This window comes from Streptomyces sp. NPDC005281, from assembly GCF_040607495.1.
Classification (GTDB): Bacteria; Actinomycetota; Actinomycetes; order Streptomycetales; family Streptomycetaceae; genus Streptomyces.
Genome location: NZ_JBEXGX010000018.1, coordinates 191,571 through 210,685, shown reverse-complemented (window position 1 = coordinate 210,685; position 19,115 = coordinate 191,571). Strand labels below are relative to the sequence as shown.

Annotated in this window: 16 protein-coding genes and 5 tRNA genes; 12 read left to right on the top strand and 9 right to left on the bottom strand. The window is 69.5% G+C overall.

From position 1 onward, the window contains the following. A partial coding sequence (locus tag ABZV42_RS25340; RefSeq protein ID WP_356053649.1) for a carboxyl transferase domain-containing protein occupies positions 1-630 on the top strand: 630 nt, incomplete at its 5' end. A 57-nt stretch (positions 631-687) separates the two neighbouring features. Beyond that, on the top strand, positions 688-882 hold the full coding sequence (locus ABZV42_RS25335; protein WP_355986734.1) for an acyl-CoA carboxylase subunit epsilon: 195 nt from the start codon (positions 688-690) through the stop codon (positions 880-882). A gap of 301 nt (positions 883-1,183) precedes the next feature. Here ABZV42_RS25335 and ABZV42_RS25330 read toward each other — a convergent pair whose 3' ends face one another. The 8 genes from ABZV42_RS25330 to ABZV42_RS25295 form a co-directional block, all read right to left on the bottom strand. Then, a complete protein-coding gene (locus ABZV42_RS25330; protein ID WP_355986731.1) occupies positions 1,184-1,765 on the bottom strand; it encodes an ATP/GTP-binding protein in 582 nt (193 codons plus the stop codon). Continuing rightward, positions 1,746-2,345: a DUF742 domain-containing protein gene (locus tag ABZV42_RS25325; RefSeq protein WP_355986728.1), complete on the bottom strand. Its 600-nt coding sequence runs from the start codon at positions 2,343-2,345 to the stop codon at positions 1,746-1,748. Before ABZV42_RS25325 ends, ABZV42_RS25330 begins: the two co-directional genes overlap by 20 nt. Positions 2,346-2,439: 94 nt before the next feature. Continuing rightward, positions 2,440-2,853: a roadblock/LC7 domain-containing protein gene (locus tag ABZV42_RS25320; RefSeq protein ID WP_261709979.1), complete on the bottom strand. Its 414-nt coding sequence runs from the start codon at positions 2,851-2,853 to the stop codon at positions 2,440-2,442. An 11-nt stretch (positions 2,854-2,864) separates the two neighbouring features. Continuing rightward, positions 2,865-6,086: a nitrate- and nitrite sensing domain-containing protein gene (locus tag ABZV42_RS25315; RefSeq protein WP_356053647.1), complete on the bottom strand. Its 3,222-nt coding sequence runs from the start codon at positions 6,084-6,086 to the stop codon at positions 2,865-2,867. Between the two features lie 351 nt (positions 6,087-6,437). After that, positions 6,438-7,013: an ATP/GTP-binding protein gene (locus tag ABZV42_RS25310; protein WP_028802395.1), complete on the bottom strand. Its 576-nt coding sequence runs from the start codon at positions 7,011-7,013 to the stop codon at positions 6,438-6,440. After that, positions 6,994-7,392: a DUF742 domain-containing protein gene (locus ABZV42_RS25305; RefSeq protein WP_355986722.1), complete on the bottom strand. Its 399-nt coding sequence runs from the start codon at positions 7,390-7,392 to the stop codon at positions 6,994-6,996. Before ABZV42_RS25305 ends, ABZV42_RS25310 begins: the two co-directional genes overlap by 20 nt. Before the next feature lie 111 nt (positions 7,393-7,503). Next, positions 7,504-7,917, bottom strand: a complete 414-nt coding sequence (locus ABZV42_RS25300) for a roadblock/LC7 domain-containing protein (protein WP_261709982.1) — start codon at positions 7,915-7,917, stop codon at positions 7,504-7,506. Between the two features lie 9 nt (positions 7,918-7,926). Continuing rightward, positions 7,927-11,652 (bottom strand): nitrate- and nitrite sensing domain-containing protein, encoded by a 3,726-nt coding sequence (locus ABZV42_RS25295; protein WP_356053645.1) that lies wholly within the window; start codon positions 11,650-11,652, stop codon positions 7,927-7,929. Between the two features lie 599 nt (positions 11,653-12,251). Here ABZV42_RS25295 and ABZV42_RS25290 point away from each other — a divergent pair. The 9 genes from ABZV42_RS25290 to ABZV42_RS25250 all read left to right on the top strand — a co-directional run bounded on the left by ABZV42_RS25290 (position 12,252) and on the right by ABZV42_RS25250 (position 16,571). Further along, on the top strand, positions 12,252-12,440 hold the full coding sequence (locus ABZV42_RS25290) for a hypothetical protein (RefSeq protein ID WP_355986716.1): 189 nt from the start codon (positions 12,252-12,254) through the stop codon (positions 12,438-12,440). 251 nt (positions 12,441-12,691) lie between these two features. Then, positions 12,692-13,468 carry a fumarylacetoacetate hydrolase family protein gene (locus ABZV42_RS25285; protein WP_329301821.1) on the top strand — a complete coding sequence of 259 codons (777 nt, stop codon included), beginning with the start codon at positions 12,692-12,694 and terminating at the stop codon, positions 13,466-13,468. After that, complete coding sequence (gltX, locus tag ABZV42_RS25280) at positions 13,461-14,930, top strand: glutamate--tRNA ligase (protein ID WP_355986711.1); 1,470 nt, start codon at positions 13,461-13,463, stop codon at positions 14,928-14,930. Before ABZV42_RS25285 ends, gltX begins: the two co-directional genes overlap by 8 nt. 302 nt (positions 14,931-15,232) lie before the next feature. Next, on the top strand, positions 15,233-15,967 hold the full coding sequence (locus ABZV42_RS25275; RefSeq protein WP_356053643.1) for an HAD family hydrolase: 735 nt from the start codon (positions 15,233-15,235) through the stop codon (positions 15,965-15,967). Positions 15,968-16,057: 90 nt separating this feature from the next. After that, a tRNA-Gln gene (locus ABZV42_RS25270) sits at positions 16,058-16,129 on the top strand. A gap of 43 nt (positions 16,130-16,172) precedes the next feature. Further along, positions 16,173-16,245, top strand: a tRNA-Glu gene (locus ABZV42_RS25265). Between the two features lie 63 nt (positions 16,246-16,308). Then, positions 16,309-16,381, top strand: a tRNA-Glu gene (locus ABZV42_RS25260). A gap of 16 nt (positions 16,382-16,397) precedes the next feature. Beyond that, positions 16,398-16,469, top strand: a tRNA-Gln gene (locus ABZV42_RS25255). A gap of 29 nt (positions 16,470-16,498) precedes the next feature. Then, positions 16,499-16,571: transfer RNA gene (locus tag ABZV42_RS25250), tRNA-Glu, on the top strand. Between the two features lie 207 nt (positions 16,572-16,778). Here the strand turns inward: ABZV42_RS25250 and ndgR are convergent. Beyond that, positions 16,779-17,495, bottom strand: a complete 717-nt coding sequence (ndgR, locus tag ABZV42_RS25245) for an IclR family transcriptional regulator NdgR (protein WP_031034192.1) — start codon at positions 17,493-17,495, stop codon at positions 16,779-16,781. 190 nt (positions 17,496-17,685) lie between these two features. On the opposite strand from ndgR, the gene leuC reads away from it, so the two are divergent. Next, complete coding sequence (gene leuC, locus ABZV42_RS25240; protein ID WP_356053641.1) at positions 17,686-19,113, top strand: 3-isopropylmalate dehydratase large subunit; 1,428 nt, start codon at positions 17,686-17,688, stop codon at positions 19,111-19,113. Positions 19,114-19,115: the final 2 nt, after the last annotated feature.

The following is a 19,115-nucleotide window of genomic DNA, read 5'->3' as shown; positions in this document are numbered from 1 at the left end:
AACATCATCTGCGCGCTCGCCCGCCTCGACGGCCAGGTCGTCGGCATCGTCGCCAACCAGCCCCAGTCCCTGGCCGGCGTCCTCGACATCGAGGCGTCCGAAAAAGCTGCGCGCTTTGTCCAGATGTGTGACGCTTTCAATATCCCGATCATCACGCTGCTGGACGTGCCCGGGTTCCTCCCGGGTGTCGACCAGGAGCACGGCGGGATCATCCGGCACGGCGCGAAGCTGCTCTACGCCTACTGCAACGCGACCGTGCCGCGGATCTCCCTCATCCTGCGCAAGGCGTACGGAGGCGCCTACATCGTCATGGACAGCCAGTCCATCGGGGCGGACCTCACCTACGCCTGGCCGACGAACGAGATCGCCGTGATGGGCGCCGAGGGCGCCGCCAACGTCATCTTCCGCCGTCAGATCGCCGATGCCGCCGATCCCGAGGCGATGCGTGTCCGCATGGTCAAGGAGTACAAGGCCGAGCTGATGCACCCGTACTACGCGGCCGAACGCGGCCTGGTCGACGACGTCATCGACCCCGCCGAGACCCGCGAGGTCCTGGCCAAGTCGCTCGCGATGCTGCACACCAAGCACGCGGACCTGCCCTCCCGCAAGCACGGCAACCCCCCGCAGTAACCCTGCGGATCCTCCGCGGTACCCCCGCGGAAACCTCTCTCATGGAGACTGAAACCTATGAGCAACGCTGACATCCGCGTCGAGAAGGGCCACGCCGAGCCCGAGGAGGTCGCCGCCATCACGGCGATCCTGCTGGCCCGTGCCGCCGCCGCTCCCACTGATGCCGCTCCTGCCCACCGTGCCCACCGCAAGGCGGGCTGGCGCCGACTGGAGCGGGAGCCCGGCTTCCGGGCTCCGCACAGCTGGCGCTGAGGTTCGACGTCCACAGCCCCGCCCTCCCGTTGGAGGGCGGGGCTGTGGTGTGTCCGGGGGCCCGTGGACGCCCTCCTGGGCCAACCGGGGGCTGCGCGGCGGGCGTTCGGCCCATTCGGGTCACCTCGGCGCCCAACGGGGCTGTACGGGGCAGGAGTTCGGCCGGGCTCTCGCGTCCACGCCTACCGGGCCCGCTCGTTCGGGCCCCGAACGTCCTCGGACCGGGCCGGCCGGTGACGCACGACGGCCCCCGCTTCTCCGGGCGGAGAAGCAGGGGCCGTCGTCGTGTGCGCGGGAGCCGCTAGCGCAGGCGCGCCATGAGGGCGTGCTCGACGAGCGTGATCAGCGCCGACTTGGCGTCCGCGCGGTGGCGGGCGTCGGTCGTGATGATCGGGGCGTCCGGGCCGATCTGGAGGGCCTCGCGGACCTCCTCCGGCTGGTACGGCTGGCTGCCGTCGAAGCCGTTGAGGGCGACGACGAACGGGAGGCCGCTGTTCTCGAAGTAGTCGACCGCGGGGAAGCAGTCGGCGAGACGGCGGGTGTCCACCAGGACGATCGCGCCGATGGCGCCGCGGACCAGGTCGTCCCACATGAACCAGAAGCGGTCCTGGCCCGGCGTACCGAAGAGGTACAGGATCAGGTCCTGGTCGAGGGTGATACGGCCGAAGTCCATGGCGACGGTCGTCGTCGTCTTGTCTCCGGTGTGCGTGAGGTCGTCGATGCCCGCCGAGGCGGACGTCATGACGGCCTCGGTGCGCAGCGGGTTGATCTCCGAGACGGCGCCGACGAACGTGGTCTTGCCCACGCCGAAGCCGCCCGCCACCACGATCTTCGCGGACGTGGTGGAGCGGGAAGGCCCTCCGCTAGAGCTTGCGAAGTCCACTGAGCACCCTTTCGAGCAATGTCACGGCTGGCTGGCCGCCGGCGCTCTCGTCGCCGCCCGGCTGATGAATGGCGACCAGGCCCGCTTCCGCCAAGTCGGCGACGAGGATCCTGGCTACACCGAGAGGGATGGTCAGCAGGGCCGAGATCTCGGCCACCGACTTGATCTCACGGCAGAGGTTGCAGATGCGCTGATGCTCGGGCAACTGGCCCTGCATCTGGTGCGGCTGCGCGGTGGTGTGCACCAGTGCCTCGATGGCGAGCTGGTAGCGGGGCCTGGTGCGGCCACCCGTCATGGCGTAGGGACGCACCAGGGGATTGCTCGACGACCCGGCCGGCGACGCCTCGGGAGCGCGTCGGTGCGGCTGTACGGGCTGGATTCGCGGCGCCGGCGGCTGGTCGTACGGAGACGGCCCGGGACCCTGAGGGCCCTGGGGCGCGTACGGCTGGCGTCGCTGGCCGGGTGCGGAGGGAAAGTTGTACCGGTTCGGGTTCTGTGAACCGTCGCCCTGGCCGCCCTGCCCCTGGCCGGGGCCGTACGACCAGTTGCCCGAATTCGAACCGCCTGGGGGTGTTACCACTCTCTCTCCTCCTCCGACTGTGCCGGGCACCCAACTGTGGGACCGCGTCCCGAAACCTTACGGCCCCGGGACGACAATTCGCACCGTCTGTCTATTAGTTGAGAAGGCTGCCCTGGAGCTCCGCACGAAGATCCGGAGTGAGGACCGTGCCCGCACGGTCCACCAGGAGTGCCATCTCGTACCCAATGAGACCGATGTCCGCCTCAGGGTGTGCGAGTACTGCGAGTGAAGAGCCATCCGAAACGGACATGAGGAAGAGGAATCCTCGCTCCATCTCCACAACTGTCTGGTTCACATGGCCGCCCTCGAAGATACGGGAGGCACCCGCGGTCAACGAGGTCAGACCGGACGCGACGGCCGCCAGCTGGTCGGCGCGGTCGCGGGGAAAGCCTTCGGACATGGCCAGAAGGAGTCCGTCGGCGGAGACCACCACTGTGTGGGACACCCCGGGGGTGTTGTCCACGAAGTTGGTGATCAACCAGTTCAGGTTCTGTGCCGCCTGGCTCATCGGGCTCACAACTAACGCTCCTGGTTGTAGGTGCTGTCAGGACCGAGGCCCTGACCGTTCGTCTCACTACCTGCATTGCGTCCCCGCTCCACGCCGCGACGCAGGTTGCTCAGCCTGCCCCGGACATCTTCGGGAGCACGGGAGACCTGAGGGCCTCCCTGGGGGGTCGATTCCGCGGTTCCCTCGACCAGGTTGGCCTTGGGCACCCGCCGCGGCAGACCGGACGAGGTGACCCCGCCCGCCTTGGGCTTCTTCAGCTGCTCGGCGCGCTGCCACCGATCGTCGTTGGACGATCGCCAGTCGTCGCCCGTGTTCCCGGAGGGCACGGGCGCCGAGGGCTCCCTCGCCGGTTCCGCGGGGCGCCGGCCGTTTCCGGCGGGGGCGGCTCCGCGGCGGGGGAGTCCCGCGTTGGTCATCGTGTGGGGGGCCGAGGCGGCCGGTCCCGGACGGTTAAAGCCTACGCTGTCCCGCTCGCCCGCGTCAGCGACCTGCGGGGATTCCGTTTCCGGAGCGTAGTCGGACCGATACCCGCCCTGGTTCTGGTACGCGCTCTGCTGCGGCCAGTCGTCCTGGTAGGACGGCTCACCGAAGCCCGAAAGCGTCTCCGGGGCGGAGCCGCCCATTCCGGCGTGCTGCTGCTGGACCGGCTCCGTGTAGGAGGGTTCAGGGTAGCCGCCGTTGGACGGGAAGTACGCCTCGTCGTACGCGGCCTGCTGCGGTTCCTCGTACGACGTCTGCTGGTCGTACGTGGTCTGCTGCTCCTCGTGCACACCCTGAGCGCCGTCGTACGCCGGGGCGCCGTCGAAGGACGGCTGTCCGTTGTCGTACGCCGGGCCGGGCTGGGCCTCGAAGCCGTCGGCATAGGCCTGGGGGGCCTCGACGGTCTCAGGACCCTGCGCCTGGGCCTCGAGGGCCGCACGGCGCCCCTCGCGCATCAGGGAGCGACCCACGGGGTCGAGATCACGGGCGTCGTCCGGGACCTCGTAGCGGCTGTCGTCGAAGCCGAGGTCCGCGGCGGTCAGCACGGGCTGCTGCTGCGGGACTCCGAAGTTCTCCCCGGGGAACGACTGCTGCTCGGGAATGATCTGGGACACGGTGAACTCGTCGCGCATCGGCTGCTGCTCGCCACCGCCACCGTGGGTGATGGCGTCGGGCAGCATGACCAGTGACGTGGTGCCCGCCTGCTCGCCCGAGGGGCGCAGCTGGACACGGATGCCGTGGCGGTCGGACAGCCGGCCGACCACGAAGAGGCCCATGCGCTGCGAGATCGCGGCGTCCACGGTCGGCGGGTTGGCCAGCTTGTGGTTGATGTCCGCGAAGTCCTCGGCGGTGAGGCCGATTCCCTTGTCGTGGATCTCGACCATGATGCGGCCGTCGGGGAGACGGGTCGCGGTGACGCGGACCTTGGTCTGCGGGGAGGAGAACGTGGTCGCGTTCTCCAGGAGCTCGGCGAGCAGGTGCACGAGGTCGGTCACGGCGCGGCCGTGGATCTCGGCCTCCGGGACCCCGGAGAGCTCGACGCGCTCGTACTGCTCCACCTCGGAGGAGGCGGCGCGCAGCACGTCGACCAGCGGGACCGGCTGGTCCCAGCGGCGGCCGGGCTCCTCGCCTGCGAGGACCAGGAGGTTCTCGCCGTTGCGGCGCATACGGGTCGCGAGGTGGTCCAGGCGGAAGAGGTTCTCCAGCTGGTCCGGGTCGGCCTCGTTGTTCTCCAGGCCGGTGATCAGGGTCAGCTGGCCCTCGATCAGCGACTGGTTGCGGCGCGAGAGGTTGGTGAAGATCGCGTTGATGTTGCCTCGCAGGAGGGCCTGCTCGGCGGCCAGTCGTACGGCCTCGCGGTGGACCTGGTCGAAGGCGCGGGCGACTTCGCCGATCTCGTCCGTGGTGTTGATCGGGATCGGCTGCACGCGGGTGTCGACCCGGCCGGGGTCGGTGCGCGAGAGCTGGTCGACCAGCATCGGCAGGCGCTGCTCGGCGACATTGAAGGCGGCGCTGCGCAGCTGGCGCATCGCGCGGCTCATCTGGCGGGCCATCATGCCGGCCAGGATGAACGCGGCGAGCAGGGCGATCACGACGATGGCGCCGGTGATGAAGGCGTCGGTCTTGGCCGTGTTGGAGATGTCGCCGGCCTCGGCCACGGCCTTGTCGGCGAGGTCCGACTCGATCTGGCGGTACGCGTTGTACTTGGCGGTGTTGACCGCCATCCAGTTCTGCGGGGTGACGCCCTTCGCGGCCAGCGCGATCCGGTCGGTGACCAGCGTGGACGGCAGCTGCGAGAGGTCCTTGACCATCTCGGTCGGGTTCGCGGGCGGCGGCACGTAGTTCGGGTCGGCGGACGCGGCCTCCCGCGCCTTCGCCGTCAGTTCCGCCTTGACCTTGGCCGTGGCCTCGTCCAGCTTGGCCGCGTCGGCCTCGGTGCCACCACCGCGGTACTCCTCGACCGCGATGCCTTCGAGGTAGGCGTACGAGGAGAGGGCGACGCGCTGGCTGGCGAAGCTGCCGGTGCCGGGACCCGGCTTGAGCAGCATGTGCATGCCGATGGACCGCTCCAGCGACAGCGCGGCCTTGGACAGCGAGATCGCGTAGACCGTACGGCCGTAGCTGGTGATGTTTCCGGTGCCCAGGCCGAGCTCGTTGGCGAACTCCATCAGCGGGTGCTGGATCTGGAGGTAGCCCTCCTCGGTCTGCACACCGGAGAGCTTGGTGGTGTACGCGAGGGTCCGCAGCCTCTGGAGACCGGGTTCGACGTTGTGGAAGACCGCGAGGCGGCGCTCCAGGCCCGGTGTCTTGGGCATGTTCTGGGCGGCCGCGTCGAAGGCGTCGGCTGCCAGGTCGGTGTCCCGGCGGAGCTTGACGACGGTCGCGTCCTTGGCGCCCTTGCCGGACAGCAGCGGGTAGGCGCTGAGGTCACGCTCGACGAACAGCTTGTCGCCGTAGTTCAGTGCCGCCTGCACGAGGCGCGCCGTCTTCTCGGCGTCCTGGGCTTCCTGCCAGGTGTCGATCGAGCCCTTCACCTGGAAGCCGCCCATGACGAGGCCGACCACCACGGGTATGAGCAGGATCGCGTTCAGCCTGGTCGGCACGCGCCAGTTGCGCGGGGAGAATCGGCCCCCGCTCGGCGCGGGCGCCGGCGTGGGCTCGGGGCCGGCGACCTGTGCGGGCGCCGCTCCGCGCGCCGGCGGGGTGAAGTTGCCCCGTGCCGACGGCTCGGGACCGTTCATGCTTCGCCTCACTCGACCAACAACCTCTCGGCGTCGGCACCTACTGTGTGCCGCCGTATCTACCAGCGCCCTTGACTACTGGGCAGTTCAGCGCATTCCAGCACGTCAAGCAGCGCCATTCCAAACACTCGGAACGGATGATTCCGAGTGGCGCTGACCACAGATAAAACGGTCATAAAGAGCGAGCCCCGCCAAAAGGCGGGGCCTTCATGAACGCAGGGGCACCGGATGACCGCTATGCGTGTCGGGACCGGTGAAATTCTCTGTCGAAACGTTATGAACACCGAGGCCGGCCGTGTCAAATGACACAGCCGGCTCCAATGCGTCTACGACAACTTCCATACAGGGTCGTCTACTTGGCTGCTACCGCAGCCGGGCCATGAGGGCGTGCTCGACCAGGGTGATCAGAGCGCTCTTGGCGTCCGCGCGGTGTCGCGCGTCCGTCGTGATGATCGGGGCGTCCGGGCCGATCTGAAGAGCCTCGCGGACTTCCTCCGGGTTGTACGGCTGGTGACCGTCGAAGCCGTTGAGGGCGATGACGAACGGCAGACCGCTGTTCTCGAAGTAGTCGACCGCCGGGAAGCAGTCGGCGAGACGCCGGGTGTCCACCAGGACCACGGCGCCGATGGCGCCGCGGACCAGGTCGTCCCACATGAACCAGAAGCGGTCCTGGCCCGGCGTACCGAAGAGGTACAGGATCAGGTCCTGGTCGAGGGTGATACGGCCGAAGTCCATGGCCACCGTGGTGGTGGTCTTGTCCCCGGTGTGGGTGAGGTCGTCGATGCCCGCCGAAGCGGACGTCATGACGGCCTCGGTGCGCAGCGGGTTGATCTCCGAGACGGCGCCCACGAACGTGGTCTTGCCGACACCGAAGCCACCCGCTACGACGATCTTCGCGGAGGTGGTCGCCCGGCCTCCGTCAGAGCTTGCGAAGTCCACTGAGCACCCTTTCGAGCAGTGTCACGTCCGGCGCGCCGCCGTTGTTCTCATCGCCGCCAGGCTGGTGAATGGCGACAAGTCCGGCCTCGGCGAGGTCCGCGACAAGGATCCTGGCCACGCCGAGCGGCATGGACAGGAGGGCCGACACCTCGGCCACCGACTTCACTTCCCGGCACAGATGGCAGATGCGCTGGTGTTCGGGGAGCAGACCCATCAGCTGGGCCGGGTCCGCCGAGGTGCTGATCAGAGCCTCTATGGCCAGTTGGTACCGCGGCCTGGTCCGGCCGCCGGTCATCGCGTACGGACGTACCAGCGGCTGGTCGCCTTCATCTACGTACGACTCGGCGTACGGATCATGAGAGGCGGGGGGCGGGGTCATGAATCCTCCGGGCGGGACAGCAAGTCGGTCAGTCGTGCCGTCTGTTGGGGCCGGTGGGGGGATTGTGGCGGCCGGACGGTGATTTCGTGCGGTGTCTGGATCCGGCGGCGGTCAGTGAAGCAGACTGCCTTGTAGTTCGGCACGCAGGTCCGGCGTGAGGACAGCGCCCGCACGATCGACGAGCAGTGCCATCTCGTAGCCGACGAGGCCGATGTCGCAATCCGGGTGGGAGAGGACCGCGAGGGACGATCCGTCCGAAACCGACATCAGGAAGAGGAAACCGCGCTCCATCTCCACGACCGTCTGGGCCACCGCTCCGCCTTCGAAGATCCGGGAGGCCCCGGCAGTCAGCGAGGTGAGTCCGGAGGCGACGGCCGCCAGTTGGTCCGCGCGGTCGCGGGGAAAGCCTTCGGACATTGCCAGAAGGAGTCCGTCGGCGGACACGACGACGGTGTGGGACACCCCAGGGGTGTTGTCCACGAAGTTGGTGATCAACCAGTTGAGGTTCTGTGCCGCCTGGCTCATCGGGCTCAACTAACGCTCCTGCTGGTGAGTGGGGCTGGGGAAGCTGCCGGTCTGGCCGTTGGGAGCGGCCTGTCGACCCTGCTGAATGCCCCGACGGAGATTGGTCAGCCGGCCGCGTACGTCATCGGGCGCACGCGAGACCTGCGGACCGCTTTGGTGCTGTTGCTGCTGTGCCGTGCCCGCGACGAGATTGGCTCGCGGGACGCGGCGCGGCAGGCCTGAGGTGGTGACCCCGCCTGCCGACGGCTTACGGGAGCGCTCCGCCTGCTTGACGAGGTCGTCGTTCGGAGAGCTGCGCCACGTGGTGGTGGCCGGCGTGGCAGCCGGTGCGGCAGCCGGCCGCTGCGGAGCCGGGGGAGTCTGCGGCTGCTGGGGGGCGGCCTGCGTGTATCCCTGGGAACCGTTGTTCTGGGCGGTGCCGTTCGTGGGCGCACCGTCCGAGCCGTTCGCCTGACCGTGGAACCAGTTGGTCTCCAGCGTGTCGTACAGCGGCGTACGGCCGTCACCGGGGTTCGAGGCCGGCGGAAGCGCCTCGGGGACCTGCGGACGGGCGGGCGGCTGTGGGGTGGCCGGACGCTCGTACTGGCCGGTGGACGACGAACCCTGCCCGTTGCCGTAGCCGGGTGCCGCGAACTGCCCTGTGGACGCGGGGTCCTGGGAAGGCGCGTAGCCCGGCTGGGCGTACTGGCCGGTGGACGACGGTGACTGAGAGGCACCGTAGCCCTGGGCGGCGAACTGTCCCGTGGCGGCCGGGTTCTGGCCGGCGGAGGACTGGTTGCCGTATCCGTACTGGCCGTTGTTCTGGCCGTTGTTCTGCGGCGCGCTCGCGCCGGGGCGCGAGGCGTCGAAGTCGGGACGGGCGAACTCCGAGGTGGAGGCGGGGTTCTGCCGGTCGTCGATCCGCGGCATGCGCGAGGTGGCTTCGGGGTCCTCGTGGCCACGCGGGGTGTCCATGGACGAACGCGGAACCGGCGGCTGCGCGTTGTCGTCGCTCCAGCTCGGCGTGCGCGAACCGGCGTTGCCACCGGGCAGCTCGGCGCGCGCGGAGCCACCGCGTCCGGGCAGCTGCGGCCGGCGACGGCCGCTCTTGCCGGACGGTGCCTGCGCGGGCGCCGCGGGAGCCTGGCCGCTGTCGCCGAAGGCGTTCTGGCCCGAGCCGTTTCCGTTGCCGGCCGAGTTCTTGCGGCCGCCGGAGGTGTCACCGAAGGCGTTCTGGGAACCCTGTCCGTCGCCGAAGCCCTGCTGCTGCGAGCCGTTCTGGGCGGGGAAGCCCTGCTGCGGGCTCTGTCCGAAGGCGTTCGCACCGGCGGGAGCCTGCCCGCCGCGCTGACCGCCCTGCTGACCACGCGCTCCGCCGGAAGCACCCGGGCGACCGCCCTGGTTGCTGCCGGGCAGTGCCGCCCGCGCGCCCTGGCCCGCGCCGACCTGTCCGCGCTGCGGCGAGGCCCCGAGGGGACCGCCGGGAGCGGAGGGGGAACCGGCACCGAGCGAGGGACCGCTCGTGCGACGGGCCGCGGCCACACCGGCCGAGGCCTGCGCCGCGGCGGGGCCGCCGCCGGAGGCACCCTGGCCGGGCTTGTTCGGCATGGGCTTCTTGCCGCCCTGGGCGACGTCCACGGGCAGCATGACCAGCGCGGTCGTACCACCGGAGTCGGACGGGCGCAGCTGGATACGGATGCCGTGACGCTGCGACAGACGACCGACCACGAACAGACCCATGCGTCGGGAGACGGAGACGTCCACCGTGGGCGGAGCGGCGAGCCGCTCGTTGATCGCGGCCAGGTCCTCGGGGGACAGGCCGATACCGGTGTCGTGGATCTCGATCAGCACCCGGCCGTCGGGCAGGGCGTGACCGGTGACCTTGACCTTGGTCTGCGGGGAGGAGAACGAGGTGGCGTTCTCCAGCAGCTCGGCGAGCAGGTGGACGAGGTCGTTGACGACCCGGCCGGCGACCTCGGTGCCGGGCACCGAGGAGAGTTCGATGCGCTCGTACTGCTCCACCTCGGAGGCGGCGGCGCGGAGCACGTCGACCAGCGGGACCGGGCGGGTCCAGCGGCGACCGGGCTCTTCACCGGCGAGAACGAGAAGGTTTTCACCGTTACGGCGCATGCGGGTCGCGAGGTGGTCGAGCTTGAACAGCGAGGAGAGCTGGTCGGGGTCGGCCTCACGGGACTCCAGCTCGGATATGAGCGAGAGCTGACGCTGGATGAGACCCTGCGAACGACGCGAGAGGTTGGTGAACATCGCGTTGACGTTGCCTCGCAGAAGGGCCTGCTCGGCGGCGAGGCGGACAGCCTCGCGGTGCACGTCGTCGAAGGCCGCGGCCACCAGGCCGATCTCGTCCCGGGAGTGCACACCGACCGACTCCACGGAGGTGTCGACGTCCTGCGGGTCCGACTCCGAGAGCTGCTTGACGAGCTCGGGCAGACGGTCCTGGGCGACCCGGGTGGCGGTGTCCTGGAGGCGGCGCAGCGAGCGGATCATGGAGCGGGCCACGACGAAGGCGCCGACGAGCGAGACACCGAGGACGAGCAGGATCAGTACACCGGAGATGATCGCTTCACTCTGGGACTGGTTCCGCAGCTCACGGGCCTTCTGCTCCATCTCGCTGAGCAGCGTGGTCTCGATCTTCGACATCTGGTCGATCTTGGCCGAGTCGTCGTCGAGCCAGTCCAGGTACGACCGCTTGTTCTGCGTCTTCAGACCCTCGGGGTTGCTCAGCACGCGCTTGGCGTACTGGTCGGCCGACTTGATCGTCGGGTTGTCACCCTCGATGGGCAGGAGCAGTTCCGTGCTGCCGGCGCCGTAGATGTTCTTGAAGCTGCTGTTCTCGGAATCCTGGCTCTCCAGCGCGGACTGCGCGTACTGCTGGTCGTTCTTGGAGAGGGTTCCGAAGACCGTCGGGCGCGTGGGCAGCGCGGCGGCGATGATGGCCCGCTGGACGGAGGCGTACTCCTTGGCGGAGGAGAAGGCGGCCAGCGCGCGGGTGCGCTGGATCATCTCCGGGTTGCTGGTCGCCTCGGCCATGTCCTGCGAGAGCGCGAGGAGCTCGTTGACCAGGCGGTGGTACGCGTCCACCGTCTGGGTGGCGTTCTGCGGGTCGTTGTAGGCGTCGCTGCGGATCTGGTTGAGCTTGTACAGCTCGCTCACGACACCGACGAGGCTGTCGTGCACGCCGGACAGCTGGCCCTTGGAGGTGGCGTCGTCGACCTGCTGCGTGCCCTGGAGGAAGTGCTTCTTCGCCACGTCGGTGTTGTCGCGCACCGACTTGACCTTGAAGTCGTTGGCCAGGGCGCCGTGCGCCAGCGGACCGGCCGACTCGTCGCGCTCCTTCTGGAGCGCGGCGGCGAGCTCGGTGGCCTGCTTGGTCATCTCGGTCAGCAGCCGCATGTTGTCGAGCTGCTGGATGTTGTCCATCGACTCGTTGATGCGGAGCGCACCCAGCGAGGTCGCTGCGACCACGGGGAGTGCGAGCAGCGAGACGAGTCGCGTCGAGATGCGCCAGTTCCGCAGGGCTACACGCGAGCCGTAGCTCGGGGTGCTTGTCTGCGTGGCGTCGGTCGTGGTGGCGGGAGCCTTGGGCTTCGCGCCGGCGCGAGCGGAGTGTTCACCGCTGCCGCCGACCTCTGCCGGTCCCGGGTTCTGGGCGTGCTGGGGCGAGGAACCGCGGTCGGTCCCGCCGCGCGGCTCCGGCTCCGCCGAAGCGCTGCCATCCCTCTTGAAACGTCCCTGCACTAGCGTCGCAACCTCTGGACCAGGCGCCCCTCCGCTGGAACGGCGGGACGGTGTCGGCGTTGTACACAGGCGCAGATGCGCCGTGTGTATGTGGTCTGAGTGACCGGCGCAGGTCCCCCTTCCCGCCGCCACTCGGCGCTGAGTAGCGCCCCTGCGCGCCAGATCGTGAATCCGCGGCGGTCCGAGGAATTCCAGCACAGTGCAGGATCTCCAACAAGGGCCGTGTACCAGGCTGTGACCTCCGTGACAGCTTGTGAGTGTCACGTCACCAGGCGTGTAAGGGGTTCTCGTACATACCGGGCATAGGCCTACGAGCCATGGGCGTCCATACCCTGTCCCAGTCGCGATGATCAGGAGCGGAATGATTGGTTCAGTGGAGTAATGTCCGTTTAGTCGGGTCGAGTTGGGGGTCGGGATTGACCGGTTTGCCCCTTGGTGAGTGAGGAAACTCACACGGCGATCATGGCCTCTTCACGGCATCGCCAGGGAATTGAATGTTTAGCCTGACGCTTTACAGGCATGGCGAATCCGACAACCCGCGCCTATGTGGGGCCCTTTGGCCCCCACCGGCGCCCAGGACGACAAGGTCGAGCAAAACGGTGAAGACGACGATGATGTTCCGCAACATTGCCAACCCGCGGCGCACGACGCTGGCGCACCTCGAGGACGCCGACGCCCTGCGCACGCCGGAACGGCCGGAGCACTCGGTCGACCTCCCCCTCCAGACGGCCAACCCCCGCCGCACCGTCCTGATGGACGCCCCGGTCACGGTCTCCGTCGCGGAGTGAACGCGGCGGCCGGCCGAGGGCCGCGCCCGGCGCGCGGCCCCGGCGGTCACGGACGCCCCTTCGCGAGGGCGGCGTCACCACGAGGGCCGCTCGCGCGCGAGCCGGCCGCCTCGCCGTCGGCGTCACCCGCCGGCCCGGACCGGCGCCCCGCCGCTCACCGCCCCGGCGGATATACGCGAAGCCCGCAGCCCCTGCCGCGTTAGCCTGGAGCGTCAGACTCCAGCCAGCTCAGTGAGGGGCGCAAGGATCCCGTGCGCATCGCCAGATTCTCCATCGACGGCAACGTCGCTTTCGGCGCGGTCGAAGGCGACAAGCCGGACGAGCTCGTCCTCGACATCATCAAGGGCATTCCGTTCGCGGACTTCGAGCTCTCCGGTACGAAGGTCCCGCTGAACAAGGTCCGGCTGCTGCCGCCGGTGCTCCCGAACAAGGTCGTGGCCTTCGGCCGCAACTACGCGGAGCACGCCAAGGAGCTCGGCAACGAGGTGCCCGACGCCCCGTTCGCCTTCTTCAAGCCGTCGACCTCCGTGACCGGTCCCGGAGACCCGATCCAGTACCCCTCCTTCTCCAGCGAGCTCCACCACGAGGCGGAGCTCGCCGTCGTCATCGGCCGCATGTGCCGTGAGGTCCCGCGCGAGCGCGTCAAGGACGTCATCCTCGGCTACACCTGCGCCAACGACGTCACCGCCCGCGATGTGCAGAGGCGCGAGAAGCAGTGGGCCCGCGCCAAGGGCTTCGACAGCTCCTGCCCGCTCGGACCCTGGGTGGAGACGGACCTCGACCCCGCCGACCTGACGATCCAGTGCACGGTCAACGGGCAGCAGCGGCAGCTCGGCCGCACCAGCGAGATGATCCACTCCATCGAGGACCTGATCGTCAACATCACCGAGGCCATGACGCTGCTCCCCGGCGACGTGATCCTCACCGGCACCCCGGCCGGGGTCGGCCCCCTGAACGTCGGCGACGAGGTCGCCGTCACCATCGAAGGCATCGGCACTCTCACCAACAAGGTGATCAAGCGTGGCTAACGTCCGTGTACGTTTCTGTCCCTCCCCGACCGGCAACCCCCACGTCGGGCTGGTCCGCACCGCCCTGTTCAACTGGGCGTTCGCCCGGCACAACGAAGGCACCCTGGTCTTCCGCATCGAGGACACCGACGCGGCCCGCGACTCCGAGGAGTCGTACGACCAGCTGCTCGACTCGATGCGCTGGCTGGGCTTCGACTGGGACGAGGGCCCCGAGATCGGCGGCCCGCACGCGCCGTACCGCCAGTCGCAGCGCATGGACATCTACGCCGACGTCGCCGCCAGGCTCCTGGACGCGGGCCACGCGTACCACTGCTACTGCTCCACCGAGGAGCTGGACGCCCGCCGCGACGCGGCCCGCGCCGCCGGCAAGCCCTCCGGCTACGACGGCCACTGCCGCGACCTGTCCGCCGAGCGGAAGGCCGCCTACGAGGCCGAGGGCCGCAAGCCCATCGTCCGCTTCCGGATGCCCGACGAGCCGATCACCTTCGACGACCTGGTCCGCGGCGAGATCACGTACCTCCCGGAGAACGTGCCGGACTACGGCATCGTCCGGGCGAACGGCGCGCCGCTGTACACGCTCGTCAACCCCGTCGACGACGCCCTGATGGAGATCACCCACGTCCTGCGCGGCGAGGACCTGCTCTCCTCCACCCCCCGGCAGATCGCCCTCTACAAGGCGCTGACCGAGCTGGGCGTGGCCAAGGAGACCCCGGCCTTCGGCCACCTCCCGTACGTGATGGGCGAGGGCAACAAGAAGCTCTCCAAGCGCGACCCGGAGTCCTCGCTCAACCTCTACCGCGAGCGCGGCTTCCTTCCCGAGGGCCTGCTGAACTACCTCTCCCTGCTCGGCTGGTCGCTCGCCGCCGACCGCGACATCTTCTCCGTCGAGGAGATGGTCGCCGCGTTCGACGTCACCGACGTGAACCCGAACCCGGCCCGCTTCGACCTGAAGAAGTGCGAGGCGATCAACGCCGACCACATCCGCCTGCTCGACGTGAAGGACTTCACCGAGCGCTGCGCCCCCTGGCTGCGCGCCCCCTTCGCGCCCTGGGCGCCGGAGGACTTCGACGAGGCGAAGTGGCAGGCGGTCGCCCCGCACGCCCAGTCGCGCATGAAGGTCCTCTCCGAGATCACGGACAACGTCGACTTCCTGTTCCTGCCGGAGCCGGCCGTCGACGAGGCGTCCTGGTCGAAGGCGATGAAGGAGGGCAGCGACGCCCTGCTCCGCACGGCCCGCGAGAAGCTGGACGCGGCCGACTGGTCCTCCCCTGAGTCCCTCAAGGAGGCCGTCCTGGCCGCCGGTGAGGAGCATGGCCTCAAGCTCGGCAAGGCCCAGGCCCCGGTCCGCGTCGCCGTCACCGGCCGCACGGTCGGCCTGCCGCTCTTCGAGTCCCTGGAGATCCTGGGCAAGGAGAAGGCGCTGGCCCGCGTCGACGCGGCGCTGGAGCGCCTCGCCGCGTAGCCGGCGGACGTACGAAGACAGGGGCGGTGTCCGGTCAGGACGCCGCCCCTCGCGCGTGCGTCGGCGGACCGGCACCCTGGCACTCCCCGAGCCCGGTGACACCCCGCCCCTCGCGCGTGCACGGGCGGACCACCCGGAGTTCGCCGGTACTGCCGACTCCCTTTTCCGGAGCGGTCACAGCGCTCACGGCGTTCGCGGCGTTCGCGCGGGTGTACCGTCTCGCGGGCGCACGCCGTGCCGGACACCGGCACGACCGCACCGCCCGAGGGACAGCCGCCCGTGCCGGGGGATACCGTCGGCGCATGAGCATCGACGCCGTGGTCTGGGACATCGACGACACGCTCTTCGACTACACGAGCGCGGACCGGGCGGGCATGCGGGAGCATCTCGCGGCCGAGGGCCTGCTCGACGGCGCTACGACCGTCGAACAGGCCCTCGCGCGCTGGCGGGAGATCACCGACGCGCAGTGGGTGAGGTACGCGGCCGGTGAGACCGACTGGCAGGGCCAGCGGCGGGACCGCGTCAGGGTGTTCCTGGGGCAGTCGCTGAACGACACCGAGGCCGACGCGTGGTTCGACCGGTACGTCACGCACTACGAGGGCGCCTGGACCCTCTTCCCTGACGTGCTGCCCGCCCTGGACACGCTCGTCGCGAGCCACCGGCACGCGGTGCTGTCCAACTCCAGCCTTCTCGTGCAGGACCGCAAGCTGCGCGTCCTCGGGGTGCACGACCGCTTCGAGGCCATCCTGTGCGCCGCCGAGCTGGGCGTCTCCAAGCCTGCCGCGGCCGCCTTCCACGCGGCCTGTGAGGCCCTGGACCTGCCGCCGCACCGCGTCGCCTACGTCGGGGACCACCCGGAGATCGACGGACGGGGCGCCGCCGACGCCGGTCTGCTCTCGGTCTGGATCGACCGCGGTGGTGTCCATGGCGCCGGCCGCGACGGGGGGACGGGTCCGCATCGCATCGGATCGCTCGCCGAGTTGCCCGCGATCCTTGGCGCGGATACCCGTTTTGGAGCACCGTCCACCTTCGGGTAATGTTCTTTCTGCGCCGCCGGGAGCGGGCCGAAAGGCCGGAGCCCGGAGACGTCAGCCGAAACAAGATCTTCGTACGGGATTGCGTTTCTGTGGCCTATGGTGTAATTGGCAACACTACGGTTTCTGGTACCGTCATTCTAGGTTCGAGTCCTGGTAGGCCAGCTCGCAGAGCTCATCTGCACCGCGGAGACACCAGATCCGCAAAGCCCCCGTTGTGTAGCGGCCTAGCACGCTGCCCTCTCACGGCAGTAGCGCCGGTTCGAATCCGGTCGGGGGTACAGATCCTTCCCAAGGGAGGCAGTCCGGGTCGCACCCGCTGTCACTCGTGCAGGATCGCTAGGGCCCCCGTTGTGTAGCGGCCTAGCACGCTGCCCTCTCACGGCAGTAGCGCCGGTTCGAATCCGGTCGGGGGTACTGGTCTAAACCACCATGGGCTATGGTGTAATTGGCAACACTACGGTTTCTGGTACCGTCATTCTAGGTTCGAGTCCTGGTAGCCCAGCCCCGAGTCTGCGGAAACGCACGATTCAGGCCCCCGTTGTGTAGCGGCCTAGCACGCTGCCCTCTCACGGCAGTAGCGCCGGTTCGAATCCGGTCGGGGGTACACGGTCCGCAAGGGTCTCCACTTCGGTGGGGGCCCTTTCGGCGTTCCCGGGCCCTTCCTCGCGAGCCGCCGGAGACCGGCCTTCCGGGGGAAACGGAGCGCGGGGTGCACCGGAAGGCGCACCCCGCGTACGGGACGATGTGCTCCGGGAAGGGCCTGCCGCGGCGTTGAGGCCGGCCCTCCCGTCACACAGGAACGGGTGAGAGGTCAGCCGGTGCGGCGCAGGGCCTCGGAGAGGCGGCCGGCGGCGTCGATGATCGCCTGGGCGTGCATACGGCCCGGGTGGCGGGTCAGACGCTCGATCGGCCCGGAGACCGAGACGGCGGCCACGACCCGGTTCGAGGGCCCGCGGACCGGCGCGGAGACGGACGCCACGCCCGGCTCGCGCTCGCCGATCGACTGGGCCCAGCCCCGGCGCCGTACTCCCGACAGCGCGGTGGCGGTGAAGCGGGCGCCCTGGAGGCCGCGGTGCAGCCGCTCCGGCTCCTCCCAGGCCATCAGGATCTGGGCGGAGGAACCGGCCTTCATCGTGAGGGTGGAGCCCACCGGGACCGTGTCCCGCAGACCGGACAGCCGCTCGGCCGCGGCGACGCAGATGCGCATGTCGCCCTGGCGGCGGTAGAGCTGCGCGCTCTCGCCGGTGATGTCCCGCAGGTGCGTGAGCACCGGGCCCGCCGTCGCGAGGAGGCGGTCCTCGCCGGCGGCCGCGGCCAGTTCGGCGAGCCGGGGTCCGAGGATGAAGCGGCCCTGCATGTCGCGCGCCACCATGCGGTGGTGTTCAAGTGCCACGGCGAGGCGATGTGCCGTGGGTCGTGCCAGTCCGGTCGCCGCGACCAAGCCCGCGAGGGTGGCCGGACCGGACTCCAGGGCGCTCAGGACAAGGGCTGCCTTGTCCAGAACGCCGACGCCGCTACTGTTGTCCATGAAACGATACTCGCGTCTCACTCTGTGAAACGCAAGTTCAATTTTCCGTGGAACGCGCCACCCTTGTAGACACAGCGGCCCGCGGACCAACGGGCCCGGTGGACGACGTCCGGACGAGGGGTACGAACGTCTGCCGCCCCGGAAATCTCTAGTTGGGCCGGCGCCACACAAGCCGGCCGGAGGGAAAGCGATGGGTAGGACACTCGCGGAGAAGGTCTGGGACGACCACGTCGTCCGGCGCGCCGAGGGCGAGCCCGACCTCCTCTTCATCGATCTGCACCTGCTGCACGAGGTGACCAGCCCGCAGGCCTTCGACGGCCTGCGTCAGGCGGGCCGTCCGGTGCGGCGCCTCGACCTCACCATCGCGACCGAGGATCACAACACCCCGACCCTCGACATCGACAAGCCCATCGCCGACCCGGTCTCCCGGGTCCAGCTGGAGACGCTGCGCAAGAACGCCGCCGACTTCGGCGTGCGGCTGCACTCGCTGGGCGACGTCGAGCAGGGCGTGGTGCACGTGGTGGGACCGCAGCTGGGTCTGACCCAGCCGGGCACCACGGTGGTCTGCGGCGACTCGCACACCTCCACGCACGGCGCCTTCGGCGCCCTGGCGTTCGGCATCGGCACCTCGCAGGTGGAGCACGTACTGGCCACCCAGACGCTGCCGCTGGCCCGCCCCAAGACCATGGCCATCACGGTCGACGGCGACCTGCCCGAGGGCGTCACCGCCAAGGACCTCATCCTGGCGATCATCGCCAGGATCGGTACGGGCGGCGGCCAGGGCTACATCCTGGAATACCGCGGCTCCGCCGTCGAGAAGCTCTCGATGGAGGCCCGGATGACCATCTGCAACATGTCGATCGAGGCCGGCGCCCGCGCGGGCATGATCGCCCCCGACGAGACCACCTTCGAATACCTGAAGGGTCGCGCGCACGCCCCCGAGGGCGAGGACTGGGACGACGCCGTCGCGTACTGGAAGACGCTGAAGTCCGACGACGACGCCGAATTCGACGCCGAGGTCGTCATCGACGCCGCCGCCCTGTCGCCGTTCGTCACCTGGGGCACCAACCCCGGCCAGGGAGCGCCGCTTTCGGCGAACGTCCCCGACCCGGCTTCGTACGAAGACGCTTCGGAGCGGCTGGCAGCCGAAAAGGCCCTGGAATACATGGGGTTGACCGCCGGACAGCCGCTGCGCGACATCAAGGTCGACACCGTCTTCGTAGGTTCGTGCACCAACGGCCGTATCGAGGACCTGCGCGCGGCCGCCGCGATCGTCGAGGGCCGCAAAGTCGCCGACGGCGTACGGATGCTGGTCGTCCCCGGCTCCGCGCGGGTCGGTCTCCAGGCCGTCTCCGAGGGTCTGGACGTGGTCTTCAAGGAGGCCGGCGCCGAATGGCGGCACGCGGGCTGCTCGATGTGTCTGGGCATGAACCCCGACCAGCTGGCACCCGGTGAGCGCTCCGCGTCCACCTCCAACCGCAACTTCGAGGGCAGGCAGGGCAAGGGCGGCCGTACGCACCTGGTCTCGCCGCAGGTCGCCGCCGCCTCGGCGGTCCTCGGTCACCTGGCCGCCCCGGCCGACCTGTCCGACGCCCCCGTGCCCGCTGGAGTCCGATAGCC

Coding starts and splice junctions, on each gene's coding strand:
- ABZV42_RS25335 (WP_355986734.1), top strand. CDS start 688: ATGAGCAACGCTGACATCCGCGTCGAGAAGGGCCACGCCGAGCCCGAG.
- ABZV42_RS25320 (WP_261709979.1), bottom strand. CDS start 2,853: ATGAGCCAGGCGGCACAGAACCTGAACTGGTTGATCACCAACTTCGTG.
- ABZV42_RS25305 (WP_355986722.1), bottom strand. CDS start 7,392: ATGACCCCGCCCCCCGCCTCTCATGATCCGTACGCCGAGTCGTACGTA.
- ABZV42_RS25300 (WP_261709982.1), bottom strand. CDS start 7,917: ATGAGCCAGGCGGCACAGAACCTCAACTGGTTGATCACCAACTTCGTG.
- ABZV42_RS25275 (WP_356053643.1), top strand. CDS start 15,233: ATGAGCATCGACGCCGTGGTCTGGGACATCGACGACACGCTCTTCGAC.
- ndgR (WP_031034192.1), bottom strand. CDS start 17,495: ATGGACAACAGTAGCGGCGTCGGCGTTCTGGACAAGGCAGCCCTTGTC.
- leuC (WP_356053641.1), top strand. CDS start 17,686: ATGGGTAGGACACTCGCGGAGAAGGTCTGGGACGACCACGTCGTCCGG.